This window comes from Zunongwangia pacifica (genome assembly GCF_023499215.1).
In the GTDB taxonomy this organism is placed as follows: Bacteria; Bacteroidota; Bacteroidia; order Flavobacteriales; family Flavobacteriaceae; genus Zunongwangia; species Zunongwangia pacifica.
Genome location: NZ_JAKHSK010000008.1, coordinates 120,374 through 136,618, shown reverse-complemented (window position 1 = coordinate 136,618; position 16,245 = coordinate 120,374). Strand labels below are relative to the sequence as shown.

18 protein-coding genes and 1 tRNA gene are annotated in these 16,245 nt (G+C 35.9%); 13 read left to right on the top strand and 6 right to left on the bottom strand.

The window, feature by feature from the left end:
* The first annotated feature begins 35 nt into the window (after positions 1 to 35).
* Positions 36 to 830, top strand: a complete 795-nt coding sequence (locus L1967_RS07540) for a DUF3667 domain-containing protein (protein WP_249601120.1) — start codon at positions 36 to 38, stop codon at positions 828 to 830.
* 65 nt (positions 831 to 895) lie between these two features.
* Here the strand turns inward: L1967_RS07540 and L1967_RS07535 are convergent, their stop codons facing one another.
* Both L1967_RS07535 and truA read right to left on the bottom strand, forming a co-directional pair.
* The gene (locus L1967_RS07535) at positions 896 to 2,665 is read right to left on the bottom strand and encodes an ABC transporter ATP-binding protein (RefSeq protein WP_249601119.1); all 1,770 of its coding nucleotides are present in this window, start codon (positions 2,663 to 2,665) and stop codon (positions 896 to 898) included.
* On the bottom strand, positions 2,655 to 3,407 hold the full coding sequence (gene truA / locus L1967_RS07530; RefSeq protein WP_249601118.1) for a tRNA pseudouridine(38-40) synthase TruA: 753 nt from the start codon (positions 3,405 to 3,407) through the stop codon (positions 2,655 to 2,657). The genes L1967_RS07535 and truA overlap by 11 nt, the downstream gene beginning before the upstream one ends.
* Before the next feature lie 101 nt (positions 3,408 to 3,508).
* On the opposite strand from truA, the gene L1967_RS07525 reads away from it, so the two are divergent.
* Positions 3,509 to 4,006, top strand: a complete 498-nt coding sequence (locus tag L1967_RS07525; RefSeq protein WP_249601117.1) for a metallophosphoesterase family protein — start codon at positions 3,509 to 3,511, stop codon at positions 4,004 to 4,006.
* A gap of 277 nt (positions 4,007 to 4,283) precedes the next feature.
* Here the strand turns inward: L1967_RS07525 and L1967_RS07520 are convergent, their stop codons facing one another.
* On the bottom strand, positions 4,284 to 4,694 hold the full coding sequence (locus L1967_RS07520; protein ID WP_249601116.1) for a DUF4293 domain-containing protein: 411 nt from the start codon (positions 4,692 to 4,694) through the stop codon (positions 4,284 to 4,286).
* Positions 4,695 to 4,892: 198 nt separating this feature from the next.
* On the opposite strand from L1967_RS07520, the gene rho reads away from it, so the two are divergent.
* The 4 genes from rho (at position 4,893) to L1967_RS07500 (ending at position 9,277) form a co-directional block, all read left to right on the top strand.
* Positions 4,893 to 6,551, top strand: a complete 1,659-nt coding sequence (rho, locus tag L1967_RS07515) for a transcription termination factor Rho (protein ID WP_249601115.1) — start codon at positions 4,893 to 4,895, stop codon at positions 6,549 to 6,551.
* A gap of 114 nt (positions 6,552 to 6,665) precedes the next feature.
* Positions 6,666 to 7,379, top strand: a complete 714-nt coding sequence (locus L1967_RS07510) for a response regulator transcription factor (protein ID WP_249601114.1) — start codon at positions 6,666 to 6,668, stop codon at positions 7,377 to 7,379.
* Entirely contained in the window at positions 7,363 to 8,721 is a 1,359-nt protein-coding gene (locus L1967_RS07505) for a sensor histidine kinase (protein ID WP_249601113.1), read from the top strand. The genes L1967_RS07510 and L1967_RS07505 overlap by 17 nt, the downstream gene beginning before the upstream one ends.
* 76 nt (positions 8,722 to 8,797) lie before the next feature.
* Positions 8,798 to 9,277: a hypothetical protein gene (locus L1967_RS07500; RefSeq protein ID WP_249601112.1), complete on the top strand. Its 480-nt coding sequence runs from the start codon at positions 8,798 to 8,800 to the stop codon at positions 9,275 to 9,277.
* Between the two features lie 332 nt (positions 9,278 to 9,609).
* Here the strand turns inward: L1967_RS07500 and L1967_RS07495 are convergent.
* Positions 9,610 to 9,682 (bottom strand) — tRNA-Gly (locus L1967_RS07495).
* A 51-nt stretch (positions 9,683 to 9,733) separates the two neighbouring features.
* On the bottom strand, positions 9,734 to 10,159 hold the full coding sequence (locus L1967_RS07490) for a GNAT family N-acetyltransferase (protein ID WP_249601111.1): 426 nt from the start codon (positions 10,157 to 10,159) through the stop codon (positions 9,734 to 9,736).
* Between the two features lie 66 nt (positions 10,160 to 10,225).
* On the opposite strand from L1967_RS07490, the gene L1967_RS07485 reads away from it, so the two are divergent.
* Together L1967_RS07485 and L1967_RS07480 are read left to right on the top strand one after the other, a co-directional pair.
* Positions 10,226 to 10,774, top strand: a complete 549-nt coding sequence (locus L1967_RS07485) for a ClpP family protease (RefSeq protein ID WP_249601110.1) — start codon at positions 10,226 to 10,228, stop codon at positions 10,772 to 10,774.
* Between the two features lie 6 nt (positions 10,775 to 10,780).
* Positions 10,781 to 11,068 carry a GNAT family N-acetyltransferase gene (locus tag L1967_RS07480; RefSeq protein WP_249601109.1) on the top strand — a complete coding sequence of 96 codons (288 nt, stop codon included), beginning with the start codon at positions 10,781 to 10,783 and terminating at the stop codon, positions 11,066 to 11,068.
* A 77-nt stretch (positions 11,069 to 11,145) separates the two neighbouring features.
* On the opposite strand, the gene L1967_RS07475 is transcribed toward L1967_RS07480, so the two are convergent.
* Positions 11,146 to 11,904: a murein L,D-transpeptidase catalytic domain family protein gene (locus L1967_RS07475; protein ID WP_249601108.1), complete on the bottom strand. Its 759-nt coding sequence runs from the start codon at positions 11,902 to 11,904 to the stop codon at positions 11,146 to 11,148.
* A gap of 383 nt (positions 11,905 to 12,287) precedes the next feature.
* Here L1967_RS07475 and gpmI point away from each other — a divergent pair, with 383 nt between their 5' ends.
* The 5 genes from gpmI to L1967_RS07450 are packed head-to-tail and all read left to right on the top strand — an operon-like array spanning position 12,288 to position 16,236.
* Positions 12,288 to 13,808 (top strand): 2,3-bisphosphoglycerate-independent phosphoglycerate mutase, encoded by a 1,521-nt coding sequence (gene gpmI, locus L1967_RS07470; protein WP_249601107.1) that lies wholly within the window; start codon positions 12,288 to 12,290, stop codon positions 13,806 to 13,808.
* Positions 13,809 to 13,830: 22 nt separating this feature from the next.
* Positions 13,831 to 14,370, top strand: a complete 540-nt coding sequence (locus L1967_RS07465; RefSeq protein ID WP_249601106.1) for a thioredoxin family protein — start codon at positions 13,831 to 13,833, stop codon at positions 14,368 to 14,370.
* A 59-nt stretch (positions 14,371 to 14,429) separates the two neighbouring features.
* Entirely contained in the window at positions 14,430 to 14,840 is a 411-nt protein-coding gene (locus L1967_RS07460; RefSeq protein ID WP_249601105.1) for a BT0820 family HAD-type phosphatase, read from the top strand.
* 21 nt (positions 14,841 to 14,861) lie between these two features.
* The gene (map, locus tag L1967_RS07455; RefSeq protein WP_249601104.1) at positions 14,862 to 15,677 is read left to right on the top strand and encodes a type I methionyl aminopeptidase; all 816 of its coding nucleotides are present in this window, start codon (positions 14,862 to 14,864) and stop codon (positions 15,675 to 15,677) included.
* Complete coding sequence (locus tag L1967_RS07450) at positions 15,670 to 16,236, top strand: HNH endonuclease (RefSeq protein WP_249601103.1); 567 nt, start codon at positions 15,670 to 15,672, stop codon at positions 16,234 to 16,236. The genes map and L1967_RS07450 overlap by 8 nt, the downstream gene beginning before the upstream one ends.
* Positions 16,237 to 16,245 lie beyond the last annotated feature (9 nt).

Sequence of the window (16,245 nt, the reverse complement as noted above, 5' to 3'; positions counted from 1 at the left end):
TTGTAAAAGATCTAAAATTGATTTTTTAATTTTCGATGAAAAACGAAATTCTACATTCCGAAGATTATTTTTGTAAAAACTGCCATGCAGCACTTTCTACAGCACATGAATATTGTTATTCCTGTGGAGCAAAAAAAATCGAATCCCGATTAAACCTAAAGCTGGTTTTCGAAGAATTTAGTGCCGTTTTTTTAAATATCGATAATACCTTTCTTAAAACGTTCAAAACACTCTTTACCAATCCTACAGAAGTGATTGATGGATACATAAACGGAGTACGAAAAAGATACTTAAATGTAATAAGTTATTTTACGATTGGACTTACCCTTGCCGGATTTCAAATATTTTTTCTTAGAAAGTTTTACCCTGAAAGTTTAGAAATACCCGGACTTTATGAATACACAGGACAAGAACTTATTTTTAATTCGATTTATGACTATTATTCGCTTGTCTCGATTTTGCTGATTCCGGTTTATGCTTTTATTGCAAGGCTTTCGTTTTTTAATCGCAAAAAATATAATTACACAGAACATTTAGTGGTGATGGGGTATATTTCCAGTCACTACACTATAATAAGTGCGATTTTGCTAACATTTGCTGCTATTTTTGGAGGCAACTACTATTTTATAGGAAATTTCTTAAACTTGCTTTTTGCACTTTACACGGCATACTGCTATAAAGGATTGCTTAACCTTTCATTACCACAACTTCTGCTAAACATCCTTCTATTTATAGGAATCACTTTTCTGGTTTTCCTTTTCCTAACTATAATTACAGGGGTCATCATCTTTGCTTTAGGTGGCGGTGAAGCATTTCAACATTCTGTTTAAGAAAAGCTTAATCTTATAATAAAGATTCGATAAATAAATCTAAAACTTTTAAAAATTCATTTTTCTTAAATCGATTCTTCGGCCATAAACTGAACTTCATATAAATTACGATAATGCCCATTTTCTTTCAGCAGTAATTCATCATGGGTTCCCATCTCTACAATTTCACCACTATCCATCACCATGATTTTATCCGCTTTCTTGATGGTTGCCAAACGGTGTGCAATAACAATAGATGTTCGGCCTTTGGTAATTTTATCTGTGGCTTCCTGAATAAGCTGCTCGCTATAGGTATCTACAGATGATGTTGCTTCATCCAACACCAAAATACTAGGATTGCTAACGTAAGCTCTTAAAAAGGAGATCAACTGGCGCTGCCCAGAACTTAGCATTACTCCCCGTTCTTTTACATTATAATGATATCCATTTGGCAGCGAACTTATAAAATCGTGAATCCCTATTTGTTTTGCAGCTGTGATTACATCGTCTTCTGTAATATCAGGATTATCTAATTTTATATTGTGCATAATCGTATCGGCAAACAAAAATACATTTTGGAGCACAACCGCGATTTCAGAACGCAGCGATTTTAAAGTCACATCCTTAATATCGATTCCATCAACAGAGATCGTTCCGCTGTCAATTTCATAAAACCTATTCAGTAAATTAATAATGGTCGATTTTCCTGCTCCGGTTGCTCCAACAATCGCTATGGTTTCACCAGCTTTAGCCGTAAAGTTTACGCCGCGTAACACTTCTTCGCCTTCCACATAGCTGAATCGAACATTTTTAAATTCGATATCTCCTTTAATCGATTGAAGTTCTTTTTCACCTTCATCACTAATTCTAGAATCGGTATCTAAAATCCCGAACACACGATTTGCCGCAACCATTCCCATTTGCAGGGTATTAAATTTATCGGCAATTTGACGTAAAGGTCTAAATAACATCTGCGATAATTCGATAAAAGCGATAATCACACCAAGAGTAATATTAGGATTATCATTAACCGCTTGCAACCCTCCAAACCATACGATAAGACCAACGGTGATCGAAGTAGACATCTCAGCAATAGGAAAGAAAATAGAGTTATACCAAACGGTTTTCACCCATGCTTTTCGATGTCTGTCGTTGATATTCTTAAAATTTTCGTATTCTGATTTTTCCCGGTTAAAAAGCTGAACGATTTTCATTCCGGTAATTCGCTCCTGCACAAAAGTGTTTAAATCGGCCACCTGAGTACGCACCTCTTCAAAAGCAATTTTCATTTTTTTCTGAAAAACCCTTGTCGCATAAATAATAAACGGCAAAACGGTAATTACCAAAAGCGTTAACTGCCAGCTTTTATAAAACATAAAGCCAAGCACAACCAGCATTTTAAGCAAGTCACTAATAATCATAAAAAGCCCCTGGCTAAAAATACTGGAAATCGTTTCGATATCACTTACCGCACGGGTCACCAGTCGGCCTACGGCAGATTTGTCGTAATACTTCATCTTAAACTGAAGCATATGTTTAAACAAATTCACCCGTAAATCGCGTACTACATCCTGACCTAATAAATTAGCGAAATAGATAAAGAAAAACTGCGAGGTCACTTCAAGAATAAGAAAACCTATCATTAAGGAAACGTAGAAAATTAAATTCCCATTATCCTTTGGTGTGATAGAATCGTCGATGGTGACCTGCAACAAATAAGGTCTTGCTACCGCAAAAAACGACAATAAAATAGCCGTAATAGCTACAAAATAAAAAGTTAGTTTATAGGGATTGGTATATTTAAGCAAACGCTTAAAAAGATCAAAATCAAATGCATTTCCCGTTTTAGAGGCCATCAAAAAGTGCTGTTTTAGGGTATTCTATTTTGGTTAAATATAAACCATGTGCCGGAACCGAAGTTCCTGCCATACTTCTGTCTTCGCTTTTAAGGATTTCTTTCAAAAATTCAACCGAATTTTTACCAAGACCAATATCCAGCAACGTTCCAACAACCGCCCGCACCATATTTCTTAAAAAACGATCTGCCGAAATATGAAATATAAGCTCATCCTTAGATTGTTCCCAAAAAGCTTCTGTAATGCTACAATTATACGTCTTTACATCGGTTCGGCTTTTCGAAAAGCACTTAAAATTAGTGTAATCTTTCAACATAGCCGCCGCACGGTTCATTTTTTCGATATCGGGCTGCTTTAAAAGATAGTACGCCAGATCAATTTTAAAAGGATCTTTAAAATTTACAATATGATACTCATAACTTCGGCTAGAGGCATCAAAACGTGCATGTGCTTTAGGTTTAACCTTGAATATTTGCTGAATCGAAATATCCTTTGGTAAAAGTGAATTCAGTTTAAATTGAAGTGTTTTTTCATCGAATTTCACCTCAGCATCAAAATGTGCATACAACTGTTTAGCGTGCACACCGGCATCAGTGCGCCCCGCTCCCACTACTTCTATATCTTGCTGAAGGATTTTTGAAAGCGCCTCCTGAAGTACCTGCTGTACACTCACGGCGTCTGGCTGAATTTGCCAACCATGATAAACAGTCCCCAAATAGGCTAAATCTATAAAATACCTCAAAGCTTAACTGAATTTTCTAATTTTGCAGCGTACAAAGATAAGGCATTTATTCTGCTAAATTGTATTTAAGCAAAAGCTTTAACCCCTGAAAAAAATCTACTTTGAAAAAGATTCTATTATTAAGCGACACCCATTCTTATATTGATGACCGGATTATCCATTATGCTAAACAGGCCGATGAAATTTGGCATGCCGGTGATATTGGCGCCATAGAGGTAACCGATAAATTAAAAAACACCGGAAAACCACTAATTGCCGTTTTTGGAAATATTGATAATGCTGAAATAAGAAAAGAATTCCCTTTAAACCAACGCTGGATGTGCGAGGGCGTAGATGTTTGGATGACCCATATTGGGGGGTACCCAAAAAAATATAATCCCGCGGTAAGGGAAGAGATTCGGCAAAATCCGCCCAAATTATTTATCTGTGGACATTCGCATATTTTAAAAGTGATGATGGATAAAGATTTGGGGGTGCTTCACATGAATCCCGGTGCTGCCGGAAAACACGGCTGGCATAAACAACGAACAATGTTACGATTTGTGATTGATGGCGAAGATATTAAAGATCTTGAAGTTATAGAACTGGCGGGGAAATAGATTTCAGTTGGCAGTCACAGTTGGCAGTAGCAGTGAGCAGTCTCAGTTGGCAGTAAAATTCAGCTTAAAAGCTTTCAACTTTTTCACTTTCTAACTTTAAAACTCCTTCGTAAACTACCTCGGGGGCAAGCCCACGAAGCATTCCATAGAGACAAAATTATAATTCTAAGGCGTCCCGATTGCTATCGGGACGGGGTATTAAACCCTCCTAGAATAAAAAAACCCGAAGTCTTCACTTCGGGTTTCTTAACGCACTAATACTACTAAGATGATAGGCTTATCGTAATCGGTCTACAGATTTTACAAGATCTTCGTCCTTTTTAATGGCTTTATTCGCCAGAACTAGAAAAACGATAGAAATGATCGGAAGAAACATCCCAATACCCTTCTCTGAAATATTCATCTCTCCGGGTAAGCTTAGTGACCAATAAACAAACACTCCTAGTAAAAAAAAGTTTAATATGATATTGATACGCCCCAATACAAATTGAAGCTTTCTATTCTTAAACATAAAAATACTGATCAAAGATAATAATCCAGAAGCAATAAACATGATAAATATCGTTAATTGATCCTGAGCGTAAACTGCACTACCTTCTTCAGTTTGCCACAAAGCGAAAACAAATATAAGCCCAAGACTTACTATTGCCGCAATAAGTAAATAAACTGTTTGTATACGTTGAAGCATATTATCTAAAATCTGGCGACAAAAATAAAATAAACTTTTTAGAAAAAATAGCAATTTTTCTAAATAAAGTTGTATAATTGCATACACGTTTCGTAACCGGTTCTTTACAGGTTACTTATGACTCCAAAAAAATATTTTTCTATTCTTCCAAAAGAAGTTTATTACAATCAATCCAAACAAATTTATTCTTGACCATTCATGTTTGAAATTTCTGAATTAAAAGCTAAAAAGCTGCCTGAGCTTCAGGAGATTGCTAAATCCCTAAACGTCCCAAAGTTTAGAAGTCTTAAAAAACTAGATCTTGTATATCAAATTTTAGACTACCAGGCTGCTAACCCTACAAAGACGAAAGAAGCTCTACAAGAAGAAAAGGCCGAAGAGAAAAAAACCGAGGATAAGCCAAAAAGACCAAGAAAGAAAATCGGTAGTGATAAAAAACCCGGCAGACCTAAGAAGGCTGAAGAAACCGCTCCAGAAGCAAAAGTAGAAGTGAAAGAGGAAAGCCCGGCAAAAAACAGCCAGGATAACACTTCTAAACCAGAAAATAAAACTCCTAAAAAAGAGAAAGAATCACCTAAAAACGAGGATAATACTTCTAGAAACAACAATAGAAGTAATAATAATCGTAAAGATTCTAGAAATAATAAAAAGGATAACCGCAACGATAACAACAACAATAATAACCATAAAAATAATGGCAACCGTGACAATCGTAACAGATACCGTGAGCCAGATTATGAGTTTGATGCGATTATCGAAAGTGAAGGTGTATTAGACATCATGCAGGACAATTATGGTTTCCTAAGATCTTCAGATTATAATTACCTTACTTCTCCTGATGATATTTATGTATCACAATCCCAAATTCGACTTTTTGGTTTAAAAACAGGAGATACTGTATTAGGACAAATAAGACCTCCAAAAGAGGGCGAAAAATATTTCCCATTAATTAAGATCAATAAAATTAACGGACTTGATCCACAGGTAGTAAGAGATCGTGTTTCTTTTGAGCACCTTACACCACTTTTCCCAAAAGAAAAATTTAATATCGCAGATAAAGAAAGTTCTATCTCTACCAGAGTGATGGATCTATTTTCTCCTATAGGAAAAGGACAGCGTGGTATGATCGTTTCGCAGCCTAAAACCGGTAAAACAATGTTATTAAAAGACATTGCCAATGCCATTGCTGCAAACCATCCTGAAGTATATCAAATTATCCTTCTAATCGACGAGCGTCCTGAGGAAGTTACAGATATGCAGCGAAATGTACAGGGCGAAGTTGTTGCCTCTACATTCGATAAAGAAGCGCACGAACATGTTAAGGTTGCTAACATCGTATTAGAGAAAGCAAAACGTCTTGTAGAGTGTGGCCATGATGTAGTTATCTTACTGGATTCTATTACCCGTCTTGCCAGAGCATACAACACCGTACAACCTGCCAGTGGTAAGGTTTTAAGTGGTGGTGTAGATGCCAATGCTTTACATAAACCAAAACGTTTCTTTGGTGCCGCTCGTAATATTGAAGGGGGTGGCTCACTATCAATCATTGCTACAGCCCTTACCGATACAGGCTCTAAGATGGACGAGGTGATCTTTGAAGAATTTAAAGGAACAGGTAACATGGAACTTCAGTTAGATCGTAGAATTTCTAACCGAAGAGTGTTCCCGGCTATCGATCTTATTTCTTCAAGTACGCGTCGTGACGATCTTCTTTTAGATGAAACCACAATACAGCGTATGTGGATTATGCGTAAATACCTTGCCGATATGAACCCTGTAGAAGCGATGGAATTTATTCAGCAAAAAATTAAACAAACGAATAATAATGAGGAGTTTCTTATTAGCATGAACGGCTAATTAAAAGCATTCCTTTAGAATTATAGAAAGCGGCTTTATAGCCGCTTTTTTTATTGCCAGATTTCATCACTAATTGCAAAATTTCTTTTTATTTTAGGCATATCTAGAATGACTATGGATACAAAAAACGCTAAAATATTACTTGTTGAAGATGATGCAAAAGTTTGCGCTTTCATCAACAAAGGACTTACCGAAGAGGGATTTGAAGTAAGTATCGTATTAAATGGAAAAGAAGGCTACCAAATGGCTACTGCCAATCATTTTGACCTGCTTATACTAGACATCATGTTACCTGAAATGAATGGTATGGAAATTTGCAAAGCGGTTAGAGAAGAAAACAGCCAGGTGCCCATCTTATTTTTAACAGCACTGGGAAGTTCAGAAAATATAGCGATGGGACTTAATAGCGGTGCAGACGATTACCTTGCTAAACCTTTTAAGTTTATCGAACTTATTGCCAGAGTTAAAAGTTTACTGCGCAGATCCCGAAATTTTAATTCAACCACCCCGGATAACAGTTACAGATTCGCTGATATTAAAATGAACGACTCGTCCAAAACGGTGACCAGAAACGGAAAAAAAATAGCCCTAACCTCTACAGAGTACAAGCTTTTACTCGCCTTTTTAAAAGCACCGGACAGAGTAATTTCCCGCACCGAATTGTTGGAAAAGGTATGGGGAGTAAACTACGATATTGGTACCAACGTGGTAGATGTTTATGTAAATTATCTTCGTAAAAAACTGGAAAAAGAAAATAACACAAGGCTTATCCACACCGTAATTGGGATGGGATATGTTTTAAAAGAAGACGATGAAGACACAGAATAAAATTATTCTTTTTCTTACTTCTATATTCCTAGCTTACATTCTTGTGTTTAGCGGTTTCATCTTTTTTTCTATTAGCGATTATTCGTATACAGATTTCTATAAAAGATTAGAAATTAGAGCGATCACAATGGCAAAAATCGAGCTCGAAGACGATCAGGATATTAATGCCGTTAAAGAAATACGCCAAGATTTCCTGGAAGAACTTCCTAACGAGAAAATAACGATTATCGATTTACAACGTTTTGATATTCATTCAAAATCCAATTTGGCCATTCCTGTTTCCTTTCTTGAAGATATCAAAAATCTGAAGCGTGCTTATTATAAAGAAAAAAACACCTTTTATTCCGGTATCAAATATCATAATCGCGGGAAAGATTATCTGGTAGTTGTTTCTGCAGAAAACTATTACAATACACATCATATCGTTTATTTACGTAATCTTCTTTTAATTGCCTCATTCATATCGATTTTAATCATCATTTTTATTGCCTGGTTTTTTTCCAGAAGGGTTCTTATGCCGCTTAAAATAATTATTGGGGATATGAAAAAAATTAGTACTGAAAACCTCCATTTTCGTCTAAAAGAACCTGAAGATAACGAAGAGCTCCGCAGTCTTACCGCTACCTTTAACAATATGCTTAACAGGCTGGAGACTTCTTTTGAAACCCAGAAGAACTTTATAAGTAATGCATCGCATGAATTAAATACCCCGCTTACTTCGATTATCGGTGAGGCCGATGTTACATTAGCCAAAGAACGCTCTAAAGAAGAGTACATTTTATCCCTAAAAAATATTCTGGAAGAAGCCGGCAAATTAGATAAAAAAACCAAAGCCCTGTTATTTTTAGCGCAAACCGGTTATGATGGTAAAGCACAAACCTTTACCAGCTTAAGGATAGACGAACTGGTAATCGATGTAAAAGAAACCGTAGAAAAAATATACCCTGAAGCTTTAATCCATCTGGATTTTGACTTATTACCAGAAAACCCGGATAAGCTTTCTATAAACGGGAATGCCCAATTACTACATCTTGCCATCTCTAATGTGGTTATGAATGCCTGTAAATATTCTAAAAATAGGAAAGTAAATTTTGCGTTATCAGCTTCAGAAGAAAATGTGATTATTGTTGTAAGAGATAAGGGCATTGGTATTCCTGAAAATGACCTGCCTTATATCTTCGATCCATTTTTTAGGGGCAGCAATACCGAAAATTTTTATGGCTACGGAATTGGACTCCCGCTTACCCGAAATGTAATTAAAATGCACAATGGCAGCATTATAGCTCACTCTTCTAAAACCGAAGGAACGGTTATGGAAATTAAAATCCCTATCCTCTCCTAAATTCTAATGGTATTCTAATCTATTATTAATAGTCTTCTAATAATCATGATCTAAGTTTGTTAGAAACAAAATTGCTATGAGAAAGATTTTAATTCCAACAGATTTATCTGTGAATTCTCTAACGCTTTTAAAGCGTGCGCTAGATGATTGCGAGCAAAAGACCAATATCGTTTTGGTATATGGAGCCTCACTTTCATCATCGATCACAGAGCTTCTTTTTTATTCAAAAGAAGACTATCTGGAGGAATTAAAAACGGAAGCTTTTAATAAAGTGATGGCTGTTATTGAAAGCAAATATGAAGATATCATAAATTCGTTAACCATCGACATCTTTTTTGGAGGTACCAAAAACGCGTTCAACAATTTTATAGAAGGTCAAAAAATAACGCATGCATACCTACCATCTGACGGAAGGACGATGAGATGTAAAAGGAAAAATGTTTTCAACATCATCCCTTTTCTAAAAGAATCTGATATCGAAATTATAAATGTAGAATATCCAACGGCGATGCATGTTGTCGCTAATAGTACATTAGCCACGTTGTTGGTTTCTTAATAAAGATTGTTTAATTAGTTAGTGCCTATACACTTAATTTTGGTTGTTAGTTAATAGGTTAATTTTCGGCTGGGGTGATCGCTGTTACTTCTTTCATCATATTTTTGCGTTCACTTCTGATATCCTTAACACGTGGTTACCCCTTGCCGGGAATTTTAATAGGAAATTTCCCTAAAGTAATGACCGTAATACATCCTATTTCAGAAAATTAAAAAAGCCTCGCAATGCGAGGCTTTATGCTTTAAAAGCATGATGGGTCCTTCTAAAAAGTTGTATGTAAATTAATTTTACAGCATAAAAAAACCTGTTAGTAAATCTAACAGGTTTTTAAGAGCGGGAGACCGGGTTCGAACCGGCGACATTCAGCTTGGAAGGCTGACGCTCTACCAACTGAGCTACTCCCGCCTAAAGCGATGGCAAATATAAATTAGATTGGGGTTTTTCTCCAAATATTTTTTAATATTTTTTCTGAAAATGATACCCTCTAATCACATACCCTTCGCTCATATAGAATTTATGAGACTTAAAATTTTCAACATACGTATTTAATTCAACCGCAGCAGCATTGTTTTTTCTGGCAAGTTCATCGATAAAAGCAAACAACCGCTTCCCTACTCCCTTTCCTCGATATTCTTCAGCAATCACTATATGATCTGCTTCGTACATTTTACCGGCATAATGCCTGGTCATTTCCCATAAACCAAAAACCCCTATAATTTTATGATCATCAAAAATACCATAACAAGTATAGTGCTGTGAAAACATCTGAGTAAATCGTTCTTTTAAAACCTCAGCCGGGATGGGCGTTATGGTGAGTTGCTGGACAAGCGGAATGATAAGATCTATTTCCCCCTTTAAAATCCTGTTAAATGAAAGCTCCAAATTTTATTTTTCTTCAAAATTAATCCTATTTTTATAGGATAATAATTTTTTTGAAAAGAAAGCATAATGAAAGATAAGCCAGGAAAAATTCAGGATAAAATAGACGCGAAATTCTTAGAAGAACGTAAAATATTTATGTGGGGATCAGTAGATGGAAAATCGGCCAAACATGTTATGGATCGTTTAATTTATCTTGATTTGGAAGGAAAGGAAGAAATTCAACTTTACATTAATAGTCCGGGTGGATATGTAACCGATGGTTTTGCCATTTACGACACGATACAGGCGATAGATGCGCCGGTTTCAACTATTTGTACCGGCCTTGCCGCTTCTATGGGTTCTATACTTCTTTCCGCAGGAAAAAAAGGAAGACGTTTTATTCAGCCACATGCTAAGGTAATGATTCACCAACCATCTGGTGGAGCGCGAGGTCAGGCTTCTAATATCGAAATTCAGGCCACAGAAATTTTAAAAACCAAAGAACTTAGCGCTAAAATTCTTGCTGAAAATTGTGGCCAAACCGTAGAAAAGGTCATGAAGGATTTTAATCGTGATTACTGGATGGATGCACAGGAATCTTTGGATTATGGCATTGTTGACGCTATTTTAAAATAAAAAACTATGGAAGGCCCAATTAAACATAGAGAAAACGATCGTATGGGCATGTTCTATATAGAAGGCGAAAAAGGTGTTATTGCCGAACTTACCTATACTAAAAATTCAGACGGAGTGATCGTTATCGATCATACTGAAGTAAAACGCCAGTACGAAGGCCAGGGAAAAGCTACAAAATTAGTAGCCGCAGCAGTTCATTTTGCGAGACAGAACAATCTTAAAATTGAACCATTATGCCCTTTTGCCGAAGTCATGTTTGAAAGGTATACAGAGTACTCAGACGTTCGTGCTTAATATCCTATAAACAAAAAACAAAGGCCGAAATTGTACAATTTCGGCCTTTGTTTTTTCGACTACTACTCTCTAACTTATTATAAGTTCTGATTTAAGAAAGTACTCTTAGAAAGATAGTCCTTGGAACTCTTATTGATATAAACAACAGAATTTCCCTTTATCGTATTGATAATCTTTTTAGAAATAAGCCTTGGTATGGCAGGACAACCATAACTACGGCCTGCTCGACCTCTACTATTTATAAATTTTTCGCTTACATAATCTGAACCGTGAATCACCACATAACGCTTTCTTGCGTTACTATTAAAGTTTTTCTCCATTCCATCGATAAAAAGAGATAATCCGTTTTTACCATAATAAGTCTCACCGGTTACATAAAAACCTAAACTACTTTTATGGCTATTTACTGCATTAGAGAAGGTTTTAGCAAATTCCCATCCAGAATTTTTACCGTGAGAAGTATATGTATTAAATACTACTTCCTGATTTTCCATATCTAAAACCCAAAATCTTTTCTTTTTAGAAGAAAGGTCAAAATCGATAATGGTAAGCAACTTATTCTTTACTTTACCTTCATCTTCTAACTTATAATAACCTCTCATGGCATTCTCAAAAGTTCCAAGCTTGGGCATACTTTCACTGTTCTCATTAAAAGTATCGTACAGCATACCAACCTTATCTTCAAAAGTAAGCTCGGTCCTTTTTACTTCAAAATTGTCTAATTCTGCTAATAATTTTTGATCTTTTTTAATAGGAATTTCTGTGATGGTAGTTGATCCCGAAAAGGCAGTTGAAAACATTAAAACTACCGCTACAGTCATTAATCGCTTCGTCATTCTGGGGTTTCTTTTGTTAATTTTATCTAAAATTTTTGCCAACATACAAAAAATAACACGTTTGCACAATTTTTAAGACATTTATCTGAAATCTAAGGCATTAAACACCTATTTTCAGCCTAATAACGTATTTATTAGGAAACGTACATTGTCCACCAATATTGCATAAACCGAACCAAAAAATGTTAAAATTTAAATTCGAAGTTTGTTAAAAATATCTTCAAAATTATTTTTTTAAACAATACATCGTTTTCGTGAAGAATTATTTCAAAATATTAAAGATATTCCCCAAAAAGTGAATAACTTTAATAAAACATTAAGCTTGCAGCATTTAGCAAACTTTTAATTTGTTTTTATCTTTATCCAAAATTTACACTACTAAAATGAACAAGAAGGTATTATTAATGATATTGGACGGTTGGGGAATTACTCAAAATGAAGAAGTTTCTGCCGTAGCAAAAGCCAAAACACCATTTATAGATGAAATTTCTGAAAAGTATCCACATGCCCAGTTAAGAACCGATGGGATGAACGTTGGTTTGCCAGATGGACAAATGGGAAACAGTGAAGTTGGCCATATGAACCTGGGTGCAGGTCGTGTAGTATATCAAGATCTGGTAAAAATTAATCAGGCTGTAGAAAATAAAACATTAATAGAAGAGCCTGCCTTGCGCGAGGCTTTTGAATATGCAAAGAAAAATGAAAAGCCCATTCATTTTATGGGGCTTTTAAGTGACGGTGGTGTACACTCGCATATTAAACATTTAAAAGGTCTTTTAAGCGCTGCCGAAGACTATGGTATAGAAAACAAATATTTACACGCTTTTACAGATGGCCGTGACGTGGATCCACGTTCTGGTAAAGGTTTTGTGGAAGAAATACAAGAACATTTAAAAGAAACAAACGGTAAATTAGCCTCTATAATTGGTCGTTATTATGCGATGGATCGTGATAACCGATGGGAACGCGTAGAAAAGGCTTACGACCTGATTGTGAAGGGTGAAGGAAAAGAAACCCAGGATCCTGTAAAGGCCGTACAGGAAAGTTACGACGATGATGTTACCGATGAATTTATCAAACCAATCGTAATTACTCACGAAGATGGCACGCCTGTTGCTAAGTTACAGGAAAAAGATGTGGTCATATTCTTTAATTTCAGGACAGATCGTGGTAGACAATTAACGCAAGCGTTAAGCCAGGACGATTTCCCAGAATATGATATGAAGAAAATGCCTTTATATTATGTAACCTTAACCAAATACGACGATAGCTTTAAAAACGTAAATGTGATCTTTAAAAAAGAAAACATAAAAAGTACTTTAGGCGAAGTGTTAGAGTTTGTTGGTAAAAAGCAAATAAGAATTGCGGAAACCGAAAAATATCCACACGTAACCTTTTTCTTTTCTGGTGGTCGTGAAGAACCTTTTAAGGGAGAAAAAAGAATTATGTGCAACTCTCCAAAAGTAGCTACTTACGACTTACAACCAGAGATGAGTGCCTACGAAATTAGGGATAAAATTATTCCTGAATTGAATAAAAAATCGGCAGATTTTATCTGTTTAAATTTTGCAAACCCAGATATGGTTGGACATACCGGTGTTTTTGAAGCAGCCGTTAAAGCTTGCGAAACCGTAGATGAGTGTGCAAAAGATGTTTGTACGGCAGCAATGGATAACGATTATTCTGTAATAGTCATTGCAGATCACGGTAATAGTGAAACTATGATTAATGAAGATGGTTCACCAAATACCGCACATACCACCAACCCTGTTCCTTTAATTCTTTTAGATAAAGACGTAAAAGAAATAAAAAGTGGTAAATTAGGAGATATTGCGCCAACAATTTTAAAATTAATGGGAATCGAGAAGCCAGAATTAATGACACAAGATTCCCTTATTGAATAAATAAGAAGCAACAGCTAATAAAATGACAAAATTAATCCCTTTTATGGTTGCCGTACTTTTAGGGTGCGGCACCATAAATACACCAAAACAAAATGAAAATAACCAAGAAGTAAGTACACAACAGAGCATGCTACTTGGAAAATTTGAAAAAGCCGATTTATTGCAACAGCCTTATGCAGCCTGGTTTGAGCCCAGATATGAAAAATATGAACCAAAGGCTGAGGCTATGGAAACCATTAAAGATCATATTAATGATTATGATATAACAATCTTTATGGGAACCTGGTGTGGCGATAGTAAAAGAGAAACACCTCGCTTTTTCAAAATATTAGATGCAACCGGTTATAATTTAGATAAGCTTACGGCAGTTGCCGTAGATTACAGCAAATCTACTCCTGAAAAATATGAGGAAAAAGTAAATTTGAACCGTGTACCAACAATAATCTTTTACAAAAACGGGCAGGAAGTAAACAGATTTGTAGAATTTGCACAAGAAAGCCTGGAAGAAGATATCGCTAAAATCGTAAGCGGTAAGGATTATAAAAACTCGTATGCCGAGTAAATAAATAAGTGTTTGAAAACGGATAGTTAATTGCTATTCATTTATTTTTGCTGAACGTTATGTCCCCTACACTAACAATAGCGATAGATTTTGATGGTACTATTGTAGAAAATAAGTACCCAAAAATAGGTAAACCACTTTTGTTTGCTTTTGAAACTTTAAAAAAGCTACAAAATGATGGTCATAACCTTATTCTATGGACTTACCGAAAAGGCTCTCGTTTAGAAGAGGCCGTAACATTTTGTGAAAAAAATGGCATAAATTTCTATGCTGTAAATAAAAGCTACCCTGAAGAAAATTTTGACGAAAGCCTAAGTCGTAAGATTATGGCCGATATTTTTATTGACGACCGTAATATAGGCGGTATGTTAGGTTGGGGAGAAATTTATCAAATTATTTCCGACAAAACAGGCAGCAAAAATCCTAGACAGTTTAAAAAAAAGAAAAGCCGATTTTTCGGCAGACTATAAAAGTATTAAAGAGTAACACTAATGATTATACCTAAAACAAGGGAACAAATTGAATTAATTAGGGAAAGTGCGCAAATCGTGTCTAAAACCCTTGGAATGCTGGCTAAAGAAGTTAAACCTGGTGTGACTACGCTTCAGTTAGACAAACTAGCTGAAGAGTTTATTAAAGACCATGGCGCTCATCCAGGATTTCTTGGAATGTACGATTTTCCAAATTCCCTATGTATGAGTCCTAATGCACAGGTTGTGCATGGGATTCCTAACGACAAACCCCTTGTAGAAGGTGATATTATTTCTATTGATTGTGGCGCTTTAAAAAATGGTTTTTACGGAGACCATGCGTATACCTTCCCCGTAGGAGAAATTGCCCCAGAAATTCAAAAACTCCTGGAGGTTACCAAAGAGTCACTTTACGTAGGAATAAGAGAGTTCAAAGCCGGCAATCGTGTCGGTGATGTTGGCTATGCTATTCAGAAATTTACTGAAGACCATGGTTACGGAGTTGTTCGTGAGCTTGTTGGCCACGGCCTTGGCGCTAAAATGCACGAAGACCCTGAAATGCCTAATTATGGCAGAAAAGGTCGAGGAAAGAAATTTGTAGAAGGAATGGTTGTTGCGATAGAACCCATGACGAATTTGGGAACACGTCGCATAAAACAGCTTCCCGATGGCTGGACTATTTTAACTGCAGATAACAAAGCAAGTGCTCATTTTGAACATGACGTAGCCTTAATTGACGGCAAACCGGAGCTGTTGTCAACCTTCAGTTATATCTATGAAGCTTTAGGCATAGAAAGTAACGAAGAAGATGAATTTAGAGCAAAAACCTATGATTAAAAATTTCAGAGGAGAGGTTTGGAAAACCCTACACAAAGAAGAATGGGAAGACCGTTTTGTCTACAAAGTATCCAATTACGGTAGACTGGTAAGCTTCCTAAAAAACAAAGAAGAAGGCGAATTAATGCGTGGCGGCCGTGTTGGAGGCTACCTTAATTTTGCCGTGAGACTAAAGTCTGGAAAGTCCAAGACATATTACATACACCGCATTGTAGCAGAACTTTTTCTGGATAAAAAAGAAGGTGATAAATATGTAATTCATAAGAATTTTCAAAAAGACGATAACCGCGTAGAAAATATTGCATGGGCGACCAAAGACGAATGGGTTGCGCATCAATACAACAGTCCCAGCGTTAAAGAAAATAAGAAAAAACGGAAACTTAGAAAAGTGACCTCTTATTCTAAATTAACCTATGCACAGGCGGTTATCCTTAAAAAGAAATTGCTTGATCCAAATAGAAAAACAAGAATACGCGTTCTTGCAAAACAATTTGGAGTTTCAGAAATGCAACTTTACCGTATTAAATCTGGTGAGAACTGGGGAGATATCGAAGTATAGACATTCGAT